The following is a 21,903-nucleotide window of genomic DNA, read 5'->3' as shown; positions in this document are numbered from 1 at the left end:
GTCAAGAGGGGCGGCGCTTCGTCAGGCGGATGCCGGCCTGATGCCCGTCGACCGTCGCCGAGACCTCGTCGGCCAGCGCGCTCAGCACCTGCCACGCGAAGGACTCGCCGGCCGGCAGGCGCTCGTCCGGAGAGGCCAGCGGCACCGTCGTGTAGACGGTCAGCGCGTCGTTCGTGACGGTGAAGCGGCACGAGAGCTCGACCGTGTCGCCCAGTTGGGGCGTGTCCGCGGCGATCGCCAGCAGCATCGCGCACGCCTCGTCGACCGCGATCCGCAGGTCTTCGATCTCGTCCAGCGTGAACTGCAGGCGCGCGGCCAGGCCGGCCGTGGCCGTGCGCAGCACGCCCAGGTACGCGGGCGACGCCGGCACCGCGAGCAGCACCACGTCGTCGCCGTCGGCGCCGGACCTCTTCGATACGACCTGAGTCACGCGACTGAACCCCCTCGCAGGCGACTCTACGACGTCAGCGCATCCGATGACGCGGCGAGTTCGGCCAGGGGCGCTCCGGAGAGGCGGTACGGCACCCACCCGGCATTCGGCGCGGCGCCCAGGGCCTCGTAGAACTGCCGGGCCGGGTTCCAGTCCAGCACCGCCCACTCGAGCCGCCGGAAGCCTCGCTCGACGCAGACCGTGGCCAGCGCGGCCATCAGCGCCTTGCCGGTGCCGGTGCCGCGGGCGGACGGGCGCACGTAGAGGTCCTCGAGGTAGATGCCGTGCACGCCCTCCCAGGTGGAGTACGTCAGGAACCACAGCGCCATGCCCACCGGCGCCCCGGCGTCCTCGGCGACGTGGCAGAACACCGCCGGCGACGGGCCGAACAGCGCGGCGGTCAGCCGTTCGGGCGTGAGGTGGCACTCGTCGCGGGCGCGCTCGAACTCGGCGAGCTCGTACACCATGTCGACGAGGTGGGGCACGTCGGAGAGGCGGGCGGGGCGGATGGTCAAGGAACTCTCCCGGAGAAAGCGTGACCCCCACCCCGCGGTGCGGGATGGGGGCGAGACGGGCGAACCAGGCTCAGGCCTGCTTGGTCTCCCAGAAGACCTTCGCGATCTCGTCGATCTTCGCCAGGAGCTGCTCGGCGACGCCCGGGTCGGCCGAGCCCTTCGCGCCGGAGGCGCCGGCGAGCTTGGTGGCCTCGTTGAACAAGCCGTGCAGTTGCGGGTACTTTTCGAAGTGCGCGGGCTTGAAGTAGTCGGTCCACAGCACCCACAGGTGGTGCTTGACCAGCTCGGCGCGCTGCTCCTTGATAATCAGGGCGCGGGTGCGGAACTCCGCGTTGTCGTTCGCCTGGTACTTCTCACAGATTGCCTTGACGGACTCGGCCTCGATTCGGGCCTGCGCCGGGTCGTAGACACCACACGGCAGGTCGCAGTGGGCGCTCACCACGGTGCGCGGGGTGAAAAGCCGCGACAGTCGCATCGAACCCTCCAGGGTGATTTGCGATGATCCTCAGTGCTGACCCTACTCCTATCCACGTTCGGGGATTTCATGCGCCTGCCGTGGTTTACGGCACTCGTGTCGGGCCCTTCCATGGTGCCGACGCTGCGCGCGGGGGACCGGATTCTGGTGCGGCGCACCCGAACCGCCCGTGTGGGTGACCTCGTGGTGGCGGTCTTCCGCAGCCGGCCCGATCTGCTCGTGGTCAAGCGGGTGGAACGGGTGGACGGCGACGGGTGGTGGGTCGTGGGGGACAACCCCTTCGGCAGTGATGATTCTGCGCGGTATGGTCCGGCGGACGTCGTCGGCCGTGTGACATTTCGATGGTGGCCACAACCGGTGCGCTTCCGGCGGGTGCCAGGCTAAGGTGTTGCGGATACGGGAGACCCCCGCCGCATTCGCAGATTCTCTCGCGCTTTCACCCCGCGCCGCGCGTACTTCCTGTATGACAAGCCGTGGCAAAGGAGCCCCCGTGCTTACATCCGTGTCCGATTCCGTGTCCCATCCCGTGTCCGATCCCGTCTTCGATCTGCACACCGGCGGCAAGCTGTCGGTGCAGTCGACCGTTCCGCTGGCCACCCGCGAAGACCTCTCGATGGCCTACACGCCGGGCGTGGCCCGGGTGTGCGAGGCGATCGCCGCCGATGAGTCCCTCGTCCACGAGCTCACCTGGGTCGGCAAGGCCGTCGCCGTGGTGACCGACGGGTCGGCCGTGCTCGGCCTGGGCAACATCGGCCCGCGCGCCGCGATGCCGGTGATGGAGGGCAAGGCGGTCCTCTTCAAGCAGTTCGGCGGCGTCGACGCGGTGCCGATCTGCCTGGACACCCAGGACCCCGACGAGATCGTGCGAATCGTGACCGCGCTGGCGCCGTCGTTCGGCGGCATCAACCTGGAGGACATCTCCGCACCGCGCTGCTTCGACATCGAGCGGCGGCTCGAGGACACGCTGCCGATTCCCGTGTTCCACGACGACCAGCACGGCACCGCGATCGTGGTGCTCGCGGCGCTGCGCAACGCCGCCGCGGTGCTCGGCCGCAACATCGGCGACATGCGCATCGTGGTGAGCGGCGCGGGCGCGGCCGGCGTCGCCGTGACCCGGATGCTCATCACCGGCGGGGCGAAAGCCGGCGAGATCATCGTGCTCGACTCGCGCGGCTGCCTGCACGCCGGTCGCACCGACCTCAACCCGGTCAAGGCCGCGCTCGCCGCCGAGACCAACGCCTGCGGCGTGACCGGCGACATCGCCTCCGCGCTGCGCGGCGCCGACGTGCTCATCGGCGTCTCGGGCGGCACGATCGGCGAGGCCGCGCTGGCCGGCATGGCGCCCGACGGGGCGATCTTCGCGCTGGCCAACCCGACGCCCGAGGTGCACCCGGAGATCGCCGCGCGGTACGCCAGCATCGTCGCGACCGGCCGCAGCGACTTCCCCAACCAGATCAACAACGTGCTGGCGTTCCCGGGCATCTTCCGCGGCGCGCTGGAGTCCGGCGCGACCCGGATCAGCAACGGCATGAAGGTCGCCGCGGCGACGGCGATCGCCAAGGTGCTCGACGCGAGCGAGCTCGCGCCGGACGCGATCGTGCCGAGCGCGCTCGACCCGCGGGTGGCCCCGGCCGTGTCGGCCGCGGTCGCGGAGGCGGCCCGGCGCGACGGCGTCACGCGTTAACGAGGGTTAAGGTCACGGACATGCGTGCCGCATTCGCAACCGCGTTCGATGATGCCGACCCGCTCTCCGTGCTCGAGATCGGCGATGCCCCGGAGCCGGCGCTCCTGGACGGCTGGGCCGTGGTGGAGGTGCGCGCCAGCGCGCTCAACCACCACGACCTGTGGTCGTTGCGGGGCGTCGGCCTCCATGAGGGGCAGCTGCCGATGATCCTCGGCTGCGACGCCGCCGGGATCGGCCCGGACGGCGCCGAGGTCGTGGTATACCCCGTCGTCTATACCGAGAAGGGCGACTTCTCGATCCTGTCCGAGTACTACCCGGGGACGGTGGCCGAGCGGGTCGCCGTCCCGGCGTCCAACCTCGTGCCCAAGCCCGCCGAGCTCTCCTTCGCCGAGGCGGCCTGCCTGCCCACGGCGTGGCTGACCGCGTTCCGGATGCTCACCACCAAGGGGCGCCTGGAGGAGGGCGGCTCCGTGCTGGTGCAGGGGGCCGGTGGCGGGGTCGCCACGGCGGCCGTGCTGCTCGGCACGGCGCTGGGCGCCCGGGTGTACGCCACGGGCCGCAACCCCGCCAAGCGCGAGCGGATCGCGGCGCTCGGGGCGATCGCGGTCGAGCCCGGCGCCCGGCTGCCGGAGCGGGTCGACGTGGTCATCGAGACGGTCGGCGAGGCCACCTTCGAGCACTCGATGAAGTGCGCGAAGGTGGGTGGCCGGATCGTCGTGTCGGGCGCGACCAGCGGGTACCTGCCGCGGGTGAACCTGCGTCGGCTGTTCGCGCTGCAGCTGGAGATCCTGGGCACCAGCATGGGCACGCCGGAGGAACTCGCCGACCTCATGGCGCTGCTGGCCCGCACCGGCGTCCGCCCGGTGATCGACACGATCGTGCCGTTCTCGGAGGCCCGCAAGGCGTTCGAGCTGCTGCACTCCGGCGACGTATTCGGAAAGGTCGTCATCGACCATTCCCGCTGAGAAAATGTTAAATCGTGGAATGTCCGAAGAGTCCGGCGCCGGAGGTGCCGGACTTTTCGTTGGTCACAGGTGCGAATCCAGGTCCGCCGAGGGCTTGAACGCGGACCGGGCGGCCTGGTCGCCGTACAACTCCAGGCGCAGGAACTGCAGGGTGCTGTCGGCGACCGTCTGGAACGACGGTGAGTCTGGATTCAGATACGGATCGTCGTGGTTCCCGCCGGGGATGGTGAGCATCGCCTTCGCCCACGGTACGTCGTTGTAGGTCGCCTTGCCGCTGGCGTAGGAGACGAGCGGATCGGCGTCACCGTGGACGAAGAACAACGCCGCGGGTGTACCGCTGAAATCCGTGCCCACCCCGAGCCCGCTGCCGGCGAGGATGACCCCGGCCCGCAGCCGCGGATCGCGCCCGACGGTGAACAGCCCGACGGTCGTGATGGCCCCCGCGGAGTGTCCGGCCGCGGCCAGCCGCTTGGCGTCGATGCGCTGGCCGATCGGCCCGGCGAGCACCCGGCCGAGCACGAAGCTCGCGTCCGCCGGCTGGTTGAGCACGTCGTACACGTCGAAGCTCGGGGCGCCGCGGGTGGTGTTCGGGTAGGCCGGAGCGATCACCACGAACCCGGCCTGCGCCCAGCCCTTGAGCAGCGGCGCGAACTCCTCGGGCGTGCCGTTCAACCCGTGGCTGAACAGCACGGCGGGGTAGTGGCCGGGCCGGTCCGGCGCCCAGACGAGCGTCCGCAGCGTCCTTCCTTCCCGGGTGTACGTCACCTGCTGGGACGACACCGAGAGGGGATCGGGGGGCAGCGCCAGCGGCGGGGGCAGCTCGACCGCGGCGAGCCGGGACATCGCCGTGCCCGTCGGGGTGGGGGTCGGTGTGGCCTGGTGCTCGGGGGCCGTGCCGACCGAGCAACCGGCCGTCAGCGCGGCGGACAGGGCGACGTTGGCGATCGCGATGCGCGGGCGCATGCCACCAACGGTACGGGCGGCACGGCGGATCGCCGCTTCCCCGGAGGGCGAAATCCCGCTAGGTTCCGCGCATGACTGTCGTGTTCCGCGGCCTGACGGCAGTGTGCGCCGTCGCCGGGATCGTGTTCCTGCTGACGTGGAGCCACGGCGACTGGGGCGTGTTCGTGTACTTCACGGTGCAGAGCAGCGTCATCATCGCCCTGGTGTCGGCGGTGGCGGTGTTCCGCGCGGTGCCGGCGCCGGTCCGCGGCGCGGCGACGCTCTACAGCTGCATCACCGGCACGGTGTACCACGCGTTGCTGGCCAACCCGTCGAGCCCGTTCTACCAGGAGGACTCCGGTGCGCACTCGGTGCACAACCTCCTGCTGCACACGGTCACCCCGATCCTCGCCGCGGTGACCTGGCTGCTGGTCGAGCGGGAGCGGGTGCGCTGGTGGTACGCCACCGTGTGGCTCGCCTACCCGCTGGCGTACCTCGTCTTCGCGCTGATCCGGGGCGTGTTCGTGCACGAGTACCCGTACCCGTTCATCGACGTCAACACCCAGCACGCGGGCGGCGTGACGGTCAACTCGCTCGGCTTCACGGTCGCGTTCTTCCTGCTCGGGATGCTGCTCATCGGCCTCGGCACGCTGCTGCGCCGGGCGCTGCCGGGCCGGGCGGCGGCCTCAGACCAGGACGCCCGGGTTGAGGATCCCGCGCGGATCTAGCGTGCGCTTGGCGGCCCGCAGCGCGTCGCGGTAGAGCGGCGAGCGCTCGTCGTCGTACCAGGGCCGATGGTCGCGCCCGACGGCGTGGTGGTGCGTGATGGTACCGCCGTTCTCCGCGATCGCGTCGCTCACCGCGGCCTTGATCTCGTCCCAGATCGCCACCTCGGCGCCGCGCCGGCCGGGGGTGATGATGGTGAAGTACGGCGCCGGGCCGTCCGGGTAAACGTGGGTGAACCGGCAGGTCACCACGGCGACCCGGGTCGGCGCCGCGGCCTGTGCGGCGGCCAGCACCGCGGCGTGCAGCGCCTCGAAGCGGCTCCACGTGCACGCCGTCTCGACGGTCTCGACGATCAGCCCGAGCCGGATCAGGGCGTCGCGCGTGTAGGGCGCCTTGAGGAAGGCCTCCCGGAAGCCTCCGGAGCGTTCCGATTCGGTGCCGCCATACGCCGCGCAGATCTCCAGCGCCCGCCCCAGCAGTGGCGCGTCGGGCCCCTCGAAGCCCAGCATCAGGCGCGCCTGCCCGTCCGTGGCGCCGGCGTTGAGCATCGCCTCGACGGGGTCGAGCAGCCGGCAGTTCGCGGGGCGCAGCCCGGCCTGCACGATGTCGCGGGTGGCGGCCACCCCCTGGGGGTACACCGGAAACCGGACGGCGGCGGAGGCCTTCTCCGTAGGACGTCGCTGCACCCGCAGCCACGCCTCCACGATCACCCCCAGGGCGCCCTCCGAGCCGAGGAACAGCGCGTTGGCGGCGGGCCCGGCGCCGCTGGCGGGCACGCGCGGCGACTCGACCGGGCCCTGCGGCGTGACCACGCGCAGCGCCTCGACGAAGTCGTCGATGCGCGTCGGGCCGGTCGCGTAGTGCCCGCCGGAGCGCGTCGCGAGCCAGCCGCCGACCGTGGAGAACTCGAAGCTCTGCGGGAAGTGGCGCAGGGTCAGGTCGTGCGGGCGCAGCGCCTCCTCCAGCGCCGGGCCGAACACGCCCGCCTGCACCCGTACGGCGCGGTTGACCTCGTCGACCTCGGCGATCCGGTTGAGCCGGCTCAGGTCCAGCGAGATCCAGGGCGCGTCGCCGCGGTACTCCACCCCGCCGACGACGGACGTGCCGCCGCCGTAGGGCACGACCGCGGCCCCGGCGGCCTCGGCCCAGTCCAGCACGGCCACGACGTCGTGCACCGTGCGTGGCAGGCACACGAGGTCGGGCGGGTTGTCCAACTCGCCGTGCAGGGCCCGCACCACGTCCCGGAACGCCTTGCCGTAGGCGTGCGAGGCCCGGCTCATCGAGTCGGAGAGAAACGCCTCCTCCATGATCGAGGGCGGGATCAGCCGCGGCGGCCCGAGCAGCGGGTCGAACGGCAGCGGCAGCACCGAGCCGTCGATCGGCATCCAGGGGCGAAGGGCTCGCTCCGCGAGGCGGCGGCAGGCCGCATCGTCGAGGGCCTCGTCGGTATAGCCCCAGCCCCACCAGGAACGCTCGCGGTAGCCCACGCGGGGGAGAGTGCCACAATCCGACACAGTTCGGCCACTCTCGGAAGTCGCCGTCTCGGTATTCTGTCGGCCATGCCCGATGAGCACATCGACCCGAGTCAGAACACTCAGGCGTTTCAGGCGTGGGTGGACAAAAGCCAGAATCAGCCGACAGAACCCGCCAGATCCAAGGTCTTACTCTGGGTGGGCGTCGGCGTCGCGGTCGTCGTGGTCGCGCTGGTGCTGTTCGTGGCGCTGGGATAGATCCCCGACGACTCGAAGCGCGTGATTCCGGCGAGCGTCGCGTCGTTCGTCAGCCGCATCCGGGCCTCATCGTCGTCGTTGAGCGCCCAGTTGAGGAAGTCCAGCAGCGTGGCCACCGCCTGCACATGGCCGCGCTCGGGGTCGTTGGTGCCGGCGCCGTGCTCGCCGCCCACGATCGTCAGGAACGCCTTGGGCCAGGGATCCCTGCCGTACGACTCCCGCCCCTGGCTGTAGGCCACCACCGGGTCCTTGTCGCCGTGGATGAACAGCAGCGGGACCGGGGTGCCCTTGTATGCCGTGGTAGGCCGCCCGGCGAAGATGACGCCCACCTTGAGCCGAAGGTCGCGGCGGCCGGTGAACAGCCAGTCGGTGGTCGTGCCGCCGCCGGAGTGCCCGATCGCGCCGAGCCGATCGGGGTCGATGCTCGCCGCGAGCCGGTTGGCCGGCTTGAGCAGCTGCGTGATGACGTACGACGCGTCGAGGGCCTGGTTGGGCACGTCGGTCTTGTCGAACCTGGGCCCGTCCTTCTTCGTGAACGGGTACGCCGGTGCCGCCACGATGTATCCGGCCTCGGCCAGCAGCTTCGTCATGCCCTCCTGCAGCTGCGGGTTGCTGTAGAAGCCGTGGCTCCACAGCAGCAGGGGGAACTCGCCGGGCAGCGGCGTCGCGTCAAGCTGGGTGCGGCCGCGGGTCTGGCGGGCGGAGCCGCGCACCGGGTACCACACCGTCGTGGGCAGCGGCCGATCCTTGCCGCGCGCGAACGTGAAGTGCCGGACGCCGACCGCGTGCGGAACCGGCGGCGCGGACTCGATGGCGGCGGCGCCGGCGGGCATGCTGAACGGGGTGCCGCTGTCGTCGGAGCCGGACGCCGCAACGGCGCCGCCCACGATGAAGAGGGCGGCGGTCAACAGGGACGCGGTTGCGGTCCGGGTGCGGCGCGCAGGCACGTCAAGAATGTAAGGGCGCGGCGTGGTAGGCCGTTATCGCCCGAGCGGGGACAATCGATTGGCTTGCCGGACTACACCTGGTTGTCGGTGGATGACCCATTTGGCGAACAAGGCTACCCTCGCGAAGATCGCCCCTTCACACTGCGTCGACATTGTTTGACCGACATATCCGATTTTTCCGGACATAGGCCAGCGAAGGGTCTCACCTCGGGAGCGGCCTGACCTGGGCCGGTCTCGCCTGGCGGTCGGCCTCGACCTGGCGGTCGGCCTCGCCCGGGATCGGAAATGTCCGCCACTCCGTGACGGACATTTCCGATTTTTCGGTTATGCGCGATTGGCTCGGTGGTGGCGGTGAGCGGCGCGAGTCAGTCCTCGTCGTCCTCGTCGTCGAGGCGGGCCAGGTAGACGGCCAGGCGCTCGATCGGGGTCTCGAACTCCGGGTTGAGGTCGACGAAGTCGCGCAGCCGCTCGGCCAGCCACTCGATCGTGACCTCCTCCTCGCCGCGGCGTTCGGCCAGCTCCTCGATGCCGCGATCGGTGAAGTACATGTGCGGAAACCTCCACGGAAGCAGGGGGCACGGCGTCGCCGCCGTGCCCCCGGGAAAAGCAGTCGCCGTCAGCGCTTCGGCAGCGCGGCCTCGATCAGGGCCTGCTGCTCGGCGTCGTGCAGCTTGGTCGAGCCGACCGCCGGGGCGGCCGCGGCGGGGCGGGAGATGCGGCGCAGGCCGACGCCCTGCAGGTGCTCGAGCAGGTTGAGCGCGATGAACGACCAGGCGCCCTGGTTGGCCGGCTCCTCCTGGACCCAGGCGAAGTCCACCGCGTTCGGGTACAGCTCCAGCGCCGCCCGCAGCTCGTCGATCGGCATCGGGTAGAGCTGCTCGACGCGGATGATCGCGGTGTCGGTGATGCCGCGGTCGGTGCGCGCCTGGAGCAGGTCGTAGAAAACCTTGCCCGAGCACAGCAGGACCCGCTTCACGGCGGCCGGGTCGAGCGCGGTGCCCTTGATCCCCGGGTCGCCGAGCACGGTCTGGAAGGTGCCGGTGGTGAAGTCCTCCACGCCCGACACGCACAGCCGGTGCCGCAGCAGCGACTTCGGCGTGAAGACCACCAGCGGCTTCTTCTTCGGCGACAGCGCCTGGCGGCGCAGCAGGTGGAAGTGGTTGGCCGGGGTGGTCGGCACGGCGACGCGCATGTTGTCCTCGGCGCACAGCTGCAGGTAACGCTCCAGGCGCCCCGAGGTGTGGTCCGGGCCCTGGCCCTCGTGCGAGTGCGGCAGCAGCAGGGTGACGGAGGCCAGCTGGCCCCACTTCACCTCGCCGGAGGAGATGAACTCGTCCACGATCGACTGCGCGCCGTTGACGAAGTCGCCGAACTGCGCCTCCCACATGACCAGCGCGTCCGGGTTTTCGACCGAGTACCCGTACTCGAAGCCCATCGCCGCGAACTCCGACAGCAGGGAGTCGTAGATGAAGAGCTTGGCGTTGTCCCGCACCAGGGCGGACATCGGCATGTAGTCGGCGCCGGTCTCGGCGTCGACGATCCCGGCGTGGCGCTGGACGAACGTGCCGCGGCGCGAGTCCTGGCCGGACAGGCGGACCGTGACGCCGTCGTTGACCAGCGCGCCGAAGGCGATGATCTCGCCGAAGCCCCAGTCGATGTCGCCCTCGACGGCCATCTTGGCCCGCCGGTCGAGCAGCTGCTGCACGCGCTTGTGCGGCGTGAAGCCCTCGGGGAGCTTCACGTTGGCCTCGCCGATCGCCCGGAGTACCGACTCATCGATCTTGGTTTCGACCACCGGCTCGGGCTCCGGCTTCCGCAGCCGGGTGAGCCGCGCGGCCGGCGAGGACGACGCGTCGCGGGTGGCCTTGAAGACGGTCTCCAGCTGCTCGTGGTAGTCCTTGAGCAGGGCCTCCGCCTCGGTGATCGGGATGTCGCCGCGGCCGATGAGCTCCTCGGTGTAGATCTTACGGACCGAGCGCTTCTGGTCGATGATCGCGTACATCAGCGGGTTGGTCATCGACGGGTCGTCGCCCTCGTTGTGGCCGCGCCGGCGGTAGCAGACGAGGTCGATGACGACGTCCTTGTTGAACGCCTGGCGGTATTCGAACGCGAGCCGCGCCACGCGCACGACGGCCTCGGGGTCGTCGCCGTTGACGTGGAAGATCGGCGCCTGGATCATCCGGGCGACGTCGGTGGAGTACAGCGAGGAGCGCGAGTACTCCGGCGCGGTGGTGAACCCGACCTGGTTGTTGACGACGACGTGGACCGTGCCGCCGGTGCGGTAGCCGCGCAGCTGCGACAGGTTCAGCGTCTCGGCGACCACGCCCTGGCCGGCGAACGCGGCGTCGCCGTGCACCAGCAGCGGCAGGACCGTGTAGCCCTCGAGCTTGAGGTCGATCTTGTCCTGCTTGGCCCGCACGATGCCTTCCAGCACCGGGTTGACCGCCTCCAGGTGCGACGGGTTGGCGACGACCGACACCGTGGTGGCGTGCTCGCCGTCCGGGTGCGTGTACTTGCCCGTCATGCCCAGGTGGTACTTCACGTCGCCGGAGCCGTGCGCCGACTTGAGGTCGAGGTGCCCCTCGAACTCGGAGAAGATCTTCTCGTAGGGCTTGCCGACGATGTTGGCCAGCACGTTGAGCCGGCCGCGGTGGGCCATGCCGATGACGACCTCGTCCAGCCCGCTCTCGGCGGAGTTCTGCAGGATCTCGTCCAGCAGCGGGATCAGCGACTCGCCGCCCTCCAGCGAGAAGCGGCGCTGGCCGACGTACTTGGTCTGCAGGAACGTCTCGAACGCCTCGGCCGCGTTGAGCCGGTTGAGGATGTGCTTCTGCTCCTCGGGGGTCGGCTTCTCGTACGGCTTCTCGACCCGCTCGGCGATCCAGCGCCGCTCCTCCGGGTCCATGATGTGCATGTACTCCACGCCGACGCGGCGGCAGTAGGAGTCGCGCAGGACGCCGAGGACGGCCCGCAGCTTCATCTTCTGCTTGCCCGCGAACCCGCCGACCGGGAACATGCGGTCGAGGTCCCACAGCGTGAGCCCGTGTTCGAGCACGTCCAGGTCGGGGTGGCGGCGGATGCGGAACTCCAGCGGGTCGGTGTCCGCCATCATGTGGCCGCGCACACGGTACGCGTGGATGAGTTCCACGACCCGGGCCGCCTTGTCGATCTGGCCCTCGGAGGTGCGGGCGACGTCGCGCACCCAGCGCACCGGCTCGTACGGGATGCGCAGCGCGGTGAAGATCTGGTCGTAGAACCCGTGCTCGCCGAGCAGCAGCTCGTGCATGACCTTGAGGAACTCGCCGGACTGGGCGCCCTGGATGATCCTGTGGTCGTAGGTGCTGGTCAGCGTGATGATTTTGCTGATGCCGAGGTCGGCGAGGGTCTCGTCGGACATGCCGGCATAGGGCGCCGGGTATTCCATCGCGCCGACGCCGATGATCGCGCCCTGGCCGGTCATGAGCCGCGGCATCGAGTGCACGGTGCCGATGCCGCCCGGGTTGGTCAGCGAAATGGTGGTGCCGGCGTAGTCGTCCATGGTGAGCTCGTTGCGCCGGGCGCGGCGCACGGTGTCCTCGTAGGAGGACCAGAACTGGCGGAAGTCCATGGTGTCGGCGGCCTTGATGCTCGGCACGACCAGCGTGCGCGACCCGTCCGGCTTGGCCAGGTCGATCGCGATGCCGAGGTTGATGCGCTCGGGCTGCACCAGGTTGGGCTTGCCGTCGACCTCGGCGAAGCTGTTGTTCATCTCCGGGTGCGCGGCCAGAGCCCGGACCAGCGCGTATCCGATCAGGTGCGTGAAGCTCACCTTGCCCCCGCGTCCGCGGGCGAGGTGGTTGTTGATCACGATGCGGTTGTCGGACAGCAGCTTGGCCGGCACGGCGCGCACGCTCGTGGCGGTCGGCACCTCCAGCGAGGCGTCCATGTTCTGCACGATGCGGGCGGCCACACCGCGCAGGGGTACGTGCTTCGCACCGCCGGCGGGGGCGGGCGCTTCCTTGGTCGGCGCGGGCTTGGTGGCGGGGACGGCCTTCTTCTCGACCTTCTCAACCGGCTTCTCGACAGGCTTCGCGACCGCGGGCTTCGCGGGCGCGGGAGCGGGGGCCGGCTCAGCCGCGACGGCGGACGCCTGGACGACGTCCGGGGTGGGCTTGTAGTCGGCGAAGAAGTCGTGCCACGCGGAGTCTACGCTGGTCGGGTCGGCGAGGTACCGCTGGTACATGTCCTCGACGATCCACTCGTTCGGGCCAAACCCCGCCAGCGGATTCTCCTGCGAGTTGGTCGCTTGGGTCGACACGGTTCTTGATCGCCTCTTCCAAACGCGAGTTGCTAGGGGTTACGGATGTCCGGGTCCAGGCTACGCGCTGCCTAACGCTCGTTCGTCGCCGACGCCGCCGGGAGTGACCGTGTCGACGACGCCGGTTTGTCCACCCTTACAACTGTGGCCGCCATTCGGCGGCCACAACTGTCCTAGATCTTGCACCCACATCTTGCCGAAGTCTTGATCGTCGCCGATCAGGCGATGTCGCGCTTGCGCGTGATCAACGTGCCAATCGTGCCCAGGACGACCGCGTAGCCGACGAGGATCACCACGCCGACCCAGCGCGCCGGCAGGTGGGTGCCGCCGAGCTGCCCCGACAGCGTCCCGATCACGTGCTCGGAGGCCAACGGCGGGATGTACACCGCGGCCTGCATGACCCAGTCCTTCTTGATCAGGAACTCGTGGATCAGCGTCAGCACGGCCATGGCCGCGTAGGTGCCGACGGTGTACAGCACCGCCGCGGTGACCGTGGCCCCGATCTGGCTGCGCAGCAGCACGCCGACGCCGACGCCGAAGATCGCCCATAGCACGTACACCAGCAGATTGAGCAGCATCGCCTGTTGCGCGGCCCAGTTGCCCAGGCTGTTGGTGTAGCCCTCGTCGGCGAAGAAGATCACCCCGACGACGAGGTCGATCGCGGTGGCGATCAGCCAGAAGGCGACCGCCATCGCGGCCCCGGTGATCAGCTTGGCCACGATGACCTTGGTCCGCTTCGGCGTCGCCAGGAACGTCGCCGTCGCGGTCTGGTGGTAGTACTCGTTCGTGATCAGCAGGATGGCCAGCAGCATCACCATCAGCAGCCCGAAGAACTGCCCCGACGTATAGATGTTGGCGGCGTGCCTGGCCAGACCGGCCGCGCTGCGGGCCGCCAGCACCCGGGCCCGCTCGGCCTGCTGGTCGGCCAGGAACTGCGCCTGGTCCTCCTGGGAGAGCTCCGGCGGCGGCTGCTGGTTGAGCCAGCCGGGCATGTGCAGCTCCTGGTGCGCTTGCGCGGTGTTGAACAGCAGCGCGAGGCCGGTGAACACCAGGGAGCAGAGCAGCAAGATCCACCACATGTGGGTGGTGCGCAGCTTGAGCAGCTCGCTGCGGATGAGCCGGATCATCGGATGGCCGCCCTTCCCTGGGTCAGTTCGAGGAACACGTGCTCCAGGTCGGGGCGCTCGGCGACCAGCTCGTGCAGCTCAACGCCCGCCTGCAGGGCCAGCTTGCCGACGGCGGCCGCGTCCAGGCCGGTGACCACGTGCGCGCCGTTGCCGTTGGGGTTGATCGCGCCACCCGCGTCGCGCACCGCCGTGACCAGCTCCTCGATGTTGGGCGTGCGGACCCGCACGGTGGCCTGGGTCGAGCCCTGCCCGATGATCTGGTCGACCGGGCCCTGGGTGACCAGCTTGCCGGCCGCGATGATGACGACGTCGTCGGCGAGGATCTCCATCTCCGACAGCAGGTGGCTGGAGACCAGCACCGTGCGCCCCTGCTGGGCCAGGCCCTGCAGCAGCCCGCGCATCCAGCGGATGCCCTCGGGGTCGAGGCCGTTGGCCGGCTCGTCGAGGATCAGCACCTGCGGGTCGCCCAGCAGCGCCTGGGCGATGCCGAGGCGCTGCTTCATGCCCAGCGAGTATCCCTTGAATTTGCGCTTGGCGGCCGGGGTGAGCCCGACCAGCTCCAGGACCTCGTCGACGCGGGAGACCGGGAAGCCGCCGGCGGCCGCGACGCAGCGCAGGTGGTTGCGCGCGGAGCGGCCCTTGTGCGCGGCGGAGGCCTCCAGGATCGCTCCGACCAGCTGCAGCGGCTCGGCCACGTCGGCATACCGCTGGCCGCCGATGGTCGCGGTGCCGGCGGTCGGGGTGACCAGGTTGAGCACCATGCGCAGGGTGGTGGTCTTGCCGGCGCCGTTCGGCCCGAGGAACCCCGTCACGCGGCCCGGCTCGACCGCGAACGACAAATTGTCGACGGCTCTGACGTTGCGGTACTGCTTCGTCAGGCCGGAGACGACGATCTGCCCGTTGGACAACGCGCCGCTCCCTCCATGAGACAAGTAAGGCGTCAATATGGCATGTCCGGACCAGTCCGGCGGCCCCGGCCCACGTGTCTCAGGGGAAGATCCGGGTTTGGCTATGCAGGCCGATCCGCCACTCGTATGACGTGCTTGAGGCCCGACCACGTTTCGTCGATGGCGCACACCTTGACGTCGACCCGGCCGTTGGCCAGCGCATACTCGCGCACAGCGTTCTCGTCCAGGTCGGTGGTCAGCCCCGAGGCGCGCTTCGGCCACGCCACCCACAGCGCGCCGGCGGGCGGGGTGAGCCGGTGCAGCACCCGCCAGCGCCGGCGCAGGCGGGCCTGATCCGGGCAGAAGAGCACGATGACGTCGTACAGCCCCGGCGTGGGGCGGCGATGCAGTACCACATCCTCGGGCAGGTCATGCAGCTCGAACCCGGGCGGAGCGCCGTCGAGCAGGACGCGATGCCCCGCACTGACACCCAGCTTCTTCGGCAACGGTGTGCCTGAATATCCCGCCATGGTTGACCACGGTAACCACAGTTCACCAGCACGCCATCAGGGAAACCAGTCAGCGTCAGCCATCCGCAGGGGTCGACGCTTACACCGAACGCATGACGATTCTCGCCGTCGCCGCCGGCCCGCAAGAGCTGGGCGACTTGCAGCGCTACACCCTGCTGGTGGCCACCGACGGCGCCCAGGTCCGGGCCGCACAACGGCTCCGCCACGAGGTCTTCGCCGGTGAGCTGGGCGCCACCCTGCACAGCTCCGAGCCGGGCCTCGACGCCGACCCGTTCGACGAGTACTGCGACCACCTGATCATCCGCGAGGAGCTTACCGGCGAGGTCGTCGGCACCTACCGGATGCTCCCGCCGGACCGCGCCATCGCGGCCGGGGGCCTCTACGCGGACACCGAGTTCGACCTGGCCGGCCTCGCGCAGCTGCGCGGCGGGCTGGTGGAGACCGGCCGCTCCTGCGTGCACCCCGACCACCGCAGCGGCGCCGTCATCAACCTGATGTGGGCGGGCATCGCGCGGTACATGCACCTGCACGGCCACCGCTGGCTCGGCGGCTGCGCGTCGGTGCCGCTGGCCGACGGCGGCGCGACCGCCGCGGGCGTGTGGGACCTGGCGCAGCGCAAGCACCTGGTGCCGCCGGCCTGGCGGGTGCGGCCGCGCAATCCTTGGCCAGCCGACGTCGAGCTGCCCGCCAAGGTCGACGTGCCGCCGCTGCTCAAGGGCTACCTGCGCCTGGGCGCCTGGGTGGGCGGCGCGCCGGCCCACGACCCCGACTTCGACTGCGCCGACTTCTACGTGCTGCTGTCGCTGGACCGGGTCAACCCGCGGTACATGCGCCACTTCCTCGGGCAGGAGTGAGCTCCATGGCCGTCCTGGACAGCCTCTGGCTGCCCCGCTCGACGTGCGGCACCGACTGCCTGCCCGAGCCCTCGGCCCGCGTCGTGCCGCGGCTGATCATGGCAAAGCGCATCGTCGTCACCGGCGCCGTGCTCGTCTTCGCCGCCCTCTCGGTGCCGGTCCTGGCCCTGCTGCCCCAGCGCCACCTGGTCCGCGCCCAGCGCGGCCTCGCCCGCGCGGTGCTGGCGGGCCTCGGCATCAAGCACTCCGCCAGCGGCCGGATCCCGCAGGCCGGCGCCCTGCTCGTGGCCAACCACGTGTCGTGGCTCGACGTCATCGTGATCCTCGCCCATGCGCCGGCCCGCCTGCTGGCCAAGCGCGAGGTGCGGTCGTGGCCGCTCATCGGCCGCCTGGCCGCCACCCTGGGCACGGTCTTCGTCGACCGGTCCCGCCCGAAGAGCCTTCCGGCCACGGTCGCCGAGGTGAGCCGCAACATCGCCGCCGGCGGCGTCGTGGCGGTCTTTCCGGAGGGCACCACGTGGTGCGGCCGGATGGGCGGCACCTTCCGCCCGGCGATGTTCCAGGCCGCGGTGGATGCGGGTGTACCGGTGGTGCCGGTCCGCCTGACCTTCGCCCAGTCGGGCGTGGTGTCGACGGTGGCCGCGTTCATCGGCGACGAGACCCTGCTGGCCTCGCTCAAGCGGGTGGTGGCCGCCCGCGACCTGTCGATCAGCCTGCGTGCCCACCCGAAGCTGCACCCGGCCCCGTGTGACCCGGACACCCACCCCCGCCGCGTTCTGGCCCGCGCTGCGACGGCCGTGGTCGCCGCCTGACACCCCGACTTCTCATTTCTCCTTCTCATCCCTCCCACCCGCATGAGCGGCCCGGTTCGTCCGTGGCCGCTCTCTCGCGTTGAGGGGCCGTACACGCGACTGTGTGTCGTGATTGACAGTCGCGATGTATCGCGTCTTGCGCTACGCTCGCGGGCAGGAGCGAGCGAGGAGTGCGCGATGACCGCGTGGAAGATCGCCGAGCCCGAGCGGCTCGTGTTGGAGGAGGGCGTCACCGCCCTCAGCGTGTCGCTGGTGTCCGGGAGGCTCAACGTCGTCGGGGCCGACGGGCCGGCCCGCGTCGAGGTGTCGAGCATCAGCGACCGGCCCGTCACCGTGACGCTCGAGGGCGGCGTGCTCACGATCGCGCACGAGTTTCCCAAGGGTTGGCCGGGGTTTCTCGGGTGGCTGTTCGGCTCGCGGTTCAAGGTCGACGTCTCGGTCGTCGTGCCGATGGAGGCGGCGGTCCGGCTCAACCTCGCGTCGGGGACGATCATCGCGTCCTCGTTGCGCAACGGGGCGACCGTCGGCGTCACCAGCGGGCGGATCACGCTGCTCGGCATCGACGGGCGGGTGAACGGCAAGGTGGTGTCTGGGTCGATCGAGGGGCTGACGCTCGGGGGCGAGGTCGACCTGGAGACGGTCTCGGGCGAGATCGTGGTGGCGGACTCGACGGCGGGGAAGGTCAGTGCGCGCAGCATCTCCGGCTCCGTGACGTGCGACCTGGACAACCCGTCCGCGGGCACGGAGGTCCGCCTGGACACGGTGTCGGGGGAGATCACCGCCCGGGTGCGCGAGGACAGCGACCTGCGGGTGAGCCTCAACGCGATCTCCGGCCACGTCGTGAACGCGTTTTCCGAGCTCGACCAGCACAGCAGGAACACGGTCACCGGGCGGCTCGGCACGGGGACCGGCGGGCATCTGGCCGCCAACGCGACATCTGGCACGATCTCGTTGTTGCGGCGGCCCGTTGACGACGAGGAAGCGGTAGAAGCATGAGTGCCGTGTTTAGCCATGGGAGGCTGCGGCTGTACCTGCTGAAGCTCCTCAACGAGGGCCCGCGCCACGGCTACGAGCTCATCCGGTTGCTGGAGAACCGGTTCCACGGCCTCTACGCGCCCTCGGCCGGCACGATCTACCCGCGCCTGCAGCGCATGGAGGCCGACGGCCTCATCACGCACACGGCGGAGGGCGGGCGCAAGGTCTACGAGATCACCGAGGCCGGCGTCGAGGAGCTGCAGCGCCGGGCGCGGGAGCTCGAGTCGCTCGAGGCCGACATCAACGCCTCGCTCGCCGATCTCTCGACGCTGGCCGACGAGGTCGAGCAGGGGGTGCGCGGCTCGGTGCGCGACCTCAAGCGGGAGCTCAAGGAGGCCAGCCGCCAGGTGCGCAGCGCGCCGCCGGGGCCGACCTCGTTCGGCTGGGGGTATCCGCCCCGGCCGGGCTCGGCGAGCACCCGCCCGCCGCAGCCGCCCTCCGACGTGGTCGGTGAGCTGGAGGACAAGGCCGCGCAGCTGCTCGCCGAGGTGCGCCGGCTTGCCCGCACCGGCCGGGCGAGCCAGGAGACGATGCGGGCCACCCTCGTGGTGTTGGACGGTGCGATCGACCAGGTGAGACGCTTGCTGCGGTAGGTGAGAACGTTGCCCAGGAACTTCCCAGGCAACCACCAGCCCTACTCCAGCGGAGGGCGGAAAGATATGCGCATGGGGGTACGAGGCGGCGTCGCACAATCCGGGGGTGCATCGTCGCCAGGCGTGGCGCAGGCTGAGGCGAGGCTGCTCGTGGTCGAGGACGACCCGAATATCCGCGAGCTCCTCTCCGCCAGCCTGCGCTTTGCCGGTTTTGCGGTTGACGCGGTGACCACCGGTAGTGAGGCGGTCACCGCGGCCCGCGAGAGCAAGCCCGACCTCGTCGTGCTCGACGTGATGCTGCCCGACCTCGACGGGTTCGAGGTCATCCGGCGGCTCCGCGAGGGCGGTGTGCGGCTCCCGGTGGTCTTCCTGACCGCGCGCGACGGCACCGAGGACAAGGTCCGCGGCCTCACGCTCGGCGGCGACGACTACGTGACGAAGCCGTTCAGCCTCGAGGAGCTCACCGCACGCATCCGCGCCGTGCTGCGCCGCACCGCGGGCGACCCGGGGCCCAACCGGCTCGTCTTCCACGACCTGGAGCTGGACGAGGAGACCCACGAGGTCAGCCGTGCCGGACAGACGATCGCGCTGTCCCCGACGGAGTTCAAGCTCCTGCGGTATCTCATGCTCAACGCCGGCCGCGTGTTGTCCAAGGCCCAGATCCTCGACTTCGTGTGGAACTACGACTTCCGCGGCGACGACAGCATCGTCGAGTCCTACATCTCGTATCTGCGCCGCAAGGTCGACATCGCCGAGCCGCGGCTGATCCACACGCTGCGCGGCGTGGGCTACGTCCTGCGCCTGCCTGTCTGACCCGGGGCCGTCGGTGCGGTTCATCTCCGACGTACCGCTGCGCGTCAAACTGATCGCGGCGGTGCTCACCCTCGTCACCATGGCGCTGCTCGTCATCGGCGTCGCCAGCGCGCTCGTCATGCGCAGCTCGATGATCGACAAGGTCGACAACCAGCTGCGCACGCTCGCGGGCACGGTCGACATCAACCGGCTGCGCCAGCAGACCGAGTCGGTGGTACCGAGCAACTACTTCTTCTTCTGGCTGGCCGACAACAACGGCACCCCGGTCCTGGCCTCGGTCGGCGTCCCGGACGACGGCGCCCGGCCGCCCCTGCCCACCACCGGGCAGGAACTGCTGGACCGCCTCGGCGAGCCGTACACCGTCCGCGCGTCGGGCACCCACGAGCGCTGGCGTGTCTTCATCACTCAGCGCGACCACACCGTGCTTGGCGTCGCCGAAAACCTCTCGATGATCGACAACGCGGTGGACGAGCTCGTCGCCGCGGAGCTGTTCATCGGCGCGGGCGTGCTGGTCGTCATCGCCGCCGTGGGCGTGACCATCGTGCGGACCAGCCTGCAGCCGCTGCGCGAGATCGAGCGCACCGCCGCGGCCATCGCCGCCGGCGACCTGACCAAGCGCGTGCCCGAGAGCCCGCCCGAGACCGAGATGGGCCACCTGGCCGCCGCGCTCAACACGATGCTCGGCCAGATCGAAGGGGCGTTCCGTATTCGCGAGGCCTCCGAGGACCGGATGCGCCAGTTCATCGCGGACGCCTCCCACGAGCTGCGCACGCCCCTCACCACGATCAGGGGATTCGCCGAGCTGTACCGCCAGGGCGCCGCCCGCGAGCCCGAGGAGACCGGCGCGCTGCTGCGCCGCATCGAGGACGAGGCGTCCCGGATGGGGTTGCTCGTTGAAGACCTGCTGCTGCTCGCCCGGCTGGACCAGGAGCGCCCGCTCAGCCTGGCCGACATGGACCTGCGCGTGATCGCCAGCGACGCCGTCGCCGCGGCCCGCGCGGTCGGGCCCGACCGGGAGATCGCCCTCGACATCGAGCGCGACGAGCCGATCGAGGTCAACGGCGACGAGGCCCGGCTGCGGCAGGTGGTCGGCAACCTGATGACCAACGCGCTCACGCACACCCCGCCCGGGACGCCGGTCGAGCTGCGGCTGCGTCGCGACGGTACCGATGCCCTGATCGAGGTCTGCGACCACGGCCCCGGCCTGACCGACGAGCAGGCCGCCCGGGTCTTCGAGCGGTTCTACCGCGTCGACAAGGCGCGCACCCGGCGCCAGGCCGGCGGCGCTCACAGCGGCAGCGGGCTGGGCCTGGCGATCGTCGCCGCGCTGGTCGCCGTGCACAGCGGCACCGTCTCGGTCTTCGTCACGCCCGGTGGCGGGGCCACCTTCCAGGTTCGCCTTCCCCTCACAGCCGCTTCCCAGGCCGCTCCCGGTAGCTCGCAAGCTGCCGTCGGCAAGCTCAAATCATGAGCGAACAGCAGGGATGGGCGCCGAAGCCGGCCGAGGAACCGCACCAGCACATGCCGTCGAACCATGTGCCCTCGCACGTGCCGCACATGCAACACCCGCCGCAGTGGTACCCCCCGTCCTCACCGTACGTGACGCCGGTCACGGCGGTTCCCGCGCTCGGCAGCCGCCGGCTCGGAAAGGGCATCGCCGCCGTGGTGGCCGCCGTCGCGCTCTCCGTCACCTCGGCGATCGGCGGCGGGGTCGCGGCCCTGGAACTGCGCCCGGCCGCGGGCAGCAGCACGGTCATCAGCGCGCAGAACTCCAGCACGCAGTCGTCCGGCTCGGTCAACCTCGCCAACGTCGCCGCCCAGGTCCTGCCGAGCGTCGTGTCGATCAACACCGGCACGGCCGTCGGCTCCGGCGTGATCATCACCCAGGACGGCGCGATCCTGACGAACAACCACGTTGTCGCGACCGCCCGCGGCAACACGGTGCAGATCACCTTCTCCGACGGCAAGTCCGCGACGGCGCAGATCGTCGGCACCGACGCGACCTCGGACCTCGCCATCGTCAAGATCACTGGCGGTGGCAGCTACACGCCGCTGGCCTTCGCCGACAGCTCCACCGTCCACGTCGGCGACACCGTCCTCGCCGTCGGCAGCCCGCTGGGCCTGGACAGCTCGGTGACGTCGGGCATCGTCAGCGCCCTCAACCGCACGATCGACGAGGGCGAGGAGAACCGCACCGCCGCCACGAAGATCCCCGGCGCCATCCAGACCGACGCCGCGATCAACCCGGGCAACTCGGGCGGCGCGCTGGTCAACACCGCCGGTCAGCTGATCGGCATCAACACCGCGATCGCCACGTCGGGCTCGACGGCCGGCAGCATCGGCGTGGGCTTCGCGATCTCGAGCAACACCGCAAAGGCCGTGGCGCAGCAACTGCTGGGCTGACCCACGGCGTTTCCAAAGCTGGTTTCCCCTCCCAGAAGAGTGGGGGGGGGGGGGGGGGGGGGGGGGGGGGGGGGGGGGGGGGGGGGGGGGGGGGGCGGGGGGGGGGGGGGGGGGGGGGGGGGGGGGGGGGCGGGCGGG

The 21,903-nt window shown here is 70.6% G+C and carries 22 protein-coding genes; 11 read left to right on the top strand and 11 right to left on the bottom strand.

Features of this window, described 5'->3' with window-relative positions:
* Nucleotide 1 precedes the first annotated feature (1 nt).
* From ACGFI8_RS04075 to sodN, 3 genes are all read right to left on the bottom strand, one after another.
* On the bottom strand, nucleotides 2–430 hold the full coding sequence (locus ACGFI8_RS04075; protein WP_392799731.1) for an ATP-binding protein: 429 nt from the start codon (nucleotides 428–430) through the stop codon (nucleotides 2–4).
* A 26-nt stretch (nucleotides 431–456) separates the two neighbouring features.
* Nucleotides 457–897, bottom strand: a complete 441-nt coding sequence (locus tag ACGFI8_RS04070; RefSeq protein ID WP_392801149.1) for a GNAT family N-acetyltransferase — start codon at nucleotides 895–897, stop codon at nucleotides 457–459.
* 118 nt (nucleotides 898–1,015) lie between these two features.
* Nucleotides 1,016–1,420: a superoxide dismutase, Ni gene (sodN, locus tag ACGFI8_RS04065; protein WP_392799729.1), complete on the bottom strand. Its 405-nt coding sequence runs from the start codon at nucleotides 1,418–1,420 to the stop codon at nucleotides 1,016–1,018.
* A gap of 69 nt (nucleotides 1,421–1,489) precedes the next feature.
* On the opposite strand from sodN, the gene ACGFI8_RS04060 reads away from it, so the two are divergent.
* The 3 genes from ACGFI8_RS04060 to ACGFI8_RS04050 all read left to right on the top strand — a co-directional run bounded on the left by ACGFI8_RS04060 (nucleotide 1,490) and on the right by ACGFI8_RS04050 (nucleotide 4,069).
* The gene (locus tag ACGFI8_RS04060; RefSeq protein ID WP_392801146.1) at nucleotides 1,490–1,804 is read left to right on the top strand and encodes a S24/S26 family peptidase; all 315 of its coding nucleotides are present in this window, start codon (nucleotides 1,490–1,492) and stop codon (nucleotides 1,802–1,804) included.
* 79 nt (nucleotides 1,805–1,883) lie between these two features.
* Nucleotides 1,884–3,104: an NADP-dependent malic enzyme gene (locus ACGFI8_RS04055; RefSeq protein ID WP_392799727.1), complete on the top strand. Its 1,221-nt coding sequence runs from the start codon at nucleotides 1,884–1,886 to the stop codon at nucleotides 3,102–3,104.
* Between the two features lie 20 nt (nucleotides 3,105–3,124).
* Entirely contained in the window at nucleotides 3,125–4,069 is a 945-nt protein-coding gene (locus tag ACGFI8_RS04050) for a zinc-binding dehydrogenase (RefSeq protein WP_392799724.1), read from the top strand.
* A 63-nt stretch (nucleotides 4,070–4,132) separates the two neighbouring features.
* Here the strand turns inward: ACGFI8_RS04050 and ACGFI8_RS04045 are convergent, their stop codons facing one another.
* Complete coding sequence (locus tag ACGFI8_RS04045) at nucleotides 4,133–5,032, bottom strand: alpha/beta hydrolase family protein (protein WP_392799722.1); 900 nt, start codon at nucleotides 5,030–5,032, stop codon at nucleotides 4,133–4,135.
* 71 nt (nucleotides 5,033–5,103) lie between these two features.
* Between ACGFI8_RS04045 and ACGFI8_RS04040 the strand changes: the two genes are divergently transcribed.
* Complete coding sequence (locus tag ACGFI8_RS04040) at nucleotides 5,104–5,739, top strand: Pr6Pr family membrane protein (RefSeq protein ID WP_392799720.1); 636 nt, start codon at nucleotides 5,104–5,106, stop codon at nucleotides 5,737–5,739.
* Here ACGFI8_RS04040 and ACGFI8_RS04035 read toward each other — a convergent pair.
* From ACGFI8_RS04035 to ACGFI8_RS04005, 7 genes are all read right to left on the bottom strand, one after another.
* Nucleotides 5,698–7,224, bottom strand: a complete 1,527-nt coding sequence (locus tag ACGFI8_RS04035) for an FAD-binding oxidoreductase (protein ID WP_392799717.1) — start codon at nucleotides 7,222–7,224, stop codon at nucleotides 5,698–5,700. The two genes, ACGFI8_RS04040 and ACGFI8_RS04035, sit on opposite strands and share 42 nt — an antisense overlap.
* 143 nt (nucleotides 7,225–7,367) lie before the next feature.
* The gene (locus ACGFI8_RS04030; RefSeq protein ID WP_392799715.1) at nucleotides 7,368–8,414 is read right to left on the bottom strand and encodes an alpha/beta hydrolase family protein; all 1,047 of its coding nucleotides are present in this window, start codon (nucleotides 8,412–8,414) and stop codon (nucleotides 7,368–7,370) included.
* Nucleotides 8,415–8,779: 365 nt separating this feature from the next.
* Nucleotides 8,780–8,962 (bottom strand): DUF6104 family protein, encoded by a 183-nt coding sequence (locus ACGFI8_RS04025; RefSeq protein ID WP_392799712.1) that lies wholly within the window; start codon nucleotides 8,960–8,962, stop codon nucleotides 8,780–8,782.
* 68 nt (nucleotides 8,963–9,030) lie between these two features.
* Nucleotides 9,031–12,711: a multifunctional oxoglutarate decarboxylase/oxoglutarate dehydrogenase thiamine pyrophosphate-binding subunit/dihydrolipoyllysine-residue succinyltransferase subunit gene (locus tag ACGFI8_RS04020; RefSeq protein ID WP_392799710.1), complete on the bottom strand. Its 3,681-nt coding sequence runs from the start codon at nucleotides 12,709–12,711 to the stop codon at nucleotides 9,031–9,033.
* A 218-nt stretch (nucleotides 12,712–12,929) separates the two neighbouring features.
* Entirely contained in the window at nucleotides 12,930–13,838 is a 909-nt protein-coding gene (locus ACGFI8_RS04015) for an ABC transporter permease subunit (RefSeq protein WP_392799708.1), read from the bottom strand.
* Nucleotides 13,835–14,770, bottom strand: coding sequence for an ABC transporter ATP-binding protein (locus ACGFI8_RS04010; RefSeq protein WP_392799705.1), 936 nt, complete (start codon nucleotides 14,768–14,770; stop codon nucleotides 13,835–13,837). Before ACGFI8_RS04010 ends, ACGFI8_RS04015 begins: the two co-directional genes overlap by 4 nt.
* Nucleotides 14,771–14,847: 77 nt before the next feature.
* Nucleotides 14,848–15,255 carry a DUF3052 domain-containing protein gene (locus tag ACGFI8_RS04005; protein WP_392799703.1) on the bottom strand — a complete coding sequence of 136 codons (408 nt, stop codon included), beginning with the start codon at nucleotides 15,253–15,255 and terminating at the stop codon, nucleotides 14,848–14,850.
* A 92-nt stretch (nucleotides 15,256–15,347) separates the two neighbouring features.
* Here ACGFI8_RS04005 and ACGFI8_RS04000 point away from each other — a divergent pair, with 92 nt between their 5' ends.
* The 7 genes from ACGFI8_RS04000 (at nucleotide 15,348) to ACGFI8_RS03970 (ending at nucleotide 21,765) form a co-directional block, all read left to right on the top strand.
* On the top strand, nucleotides 15,348–16,109 hold the full coding sequence (locus ACGFI8_RS04000; RefSeq protein ID WP_392799700.1) for a GNAT family N-acetyltransferase: 762 nt from the start codon (nucleotides 15,348–15,350) through the stop codon (nucleotides 16,107–16,109).
* Nucleotides 16,110–16,114: 5 nt separating this feature from the next.
* A complete protein-coding gene (locus ACGFI8_RS03995) occupies nucleotides 16,115–16,921 on the top strand; it encodes a lysophospholipid acyltransferase family protein (RefSeq protein ID WP_392799698.1) in 807 nt (268 codons plus the stop codon).
* Nucleotides 16,922–17,098: 177 nt separating this feature from the next.
* Nucleotides 17,099–17,917, top strand: a complete 819-nt coding sequence (locus tag ACGFI8_RS03990; RefSeq protein ID WP_392799696.1) for a DUF4097 domain-containing protein — start codon at nucleotides 17,099–17,101, stop codon at nucleotides 17,915–17,917.
* The gene (locus ACGFI8_RS03985; RefSeq protein WP_392799693.1) at nucleotides 17,914–18,549 is read left to right on the top strand and encodes a PadR family transcriptional regulator; all 636 of its coding nucleotides are present in this window, start codon (nucleotides 17,914–17,916) and stop codon (nucleotides 18,547–18,549) included. The genes ACGFI8_RS03990 and ACGFI8_RS03985 overlap by 4 nt, the downstream gene beginning before the upstream one ends.
* A 123-nt stretch (nucleotides 18,550–18,672) precedes the next feature.
* Nucleotides 18,673–19,362 (top strand): response regulator transcription factor, encoded by a 690-nt coding sequence (locus ACGFI8_RS03980; protein ID WP_344613221.1) that lies wholly within the window; start codon nucleotides 18,673–18,675, stop codon nucleotides 19,360–19,362.
* Between the two features lie 13 nt (nucleotides 19,363–19,375).
* Nucleotides 19,376–20,833: a sensor histidine kinase gene (locus ACGFI8_RS03975; protein ID WP_392799690.1), complete on the top strand. Its 1,458-nt coding sequence runs from the start codon at nucleotides 19,376–19,378 to the stop codon at nucleotides 20,831–20,833.
* Nucleotides 20,830–21,765 carry a S1C family serine protease gene (locus ACGFI8_RS03970; protein WP_392799687.1) on the top strand — a complete coding sequence of 312 codons (936 nt, stop codon included), beginning with the start codon at nucleotides 20,830–20,832 and terminating at the stop codon, nucleotides 21,763–21,765. The genes ACGFI8_RS03975 and ACGFI8_RS03970 overlap by 4 nt, the downstream gene beginning before the upstream one ends.
* The last annotated feature ends 138 nt before the right edge of the window (nucleotides 21,766–21,903 follow it).

This window comes from Dactylosporangium sp. NPDC048998 (assembly GCF_043197855.1).
Taxonomy (GTDB): domain Bacteria; phylum Actinomycetota; class Actinomycetes; order Mycobacteriales; family Micromonosporaceae; genus Dactylosporangium.
This window is presented reverse-complemented; position numbering and strand designations above follow the sequence as displayed.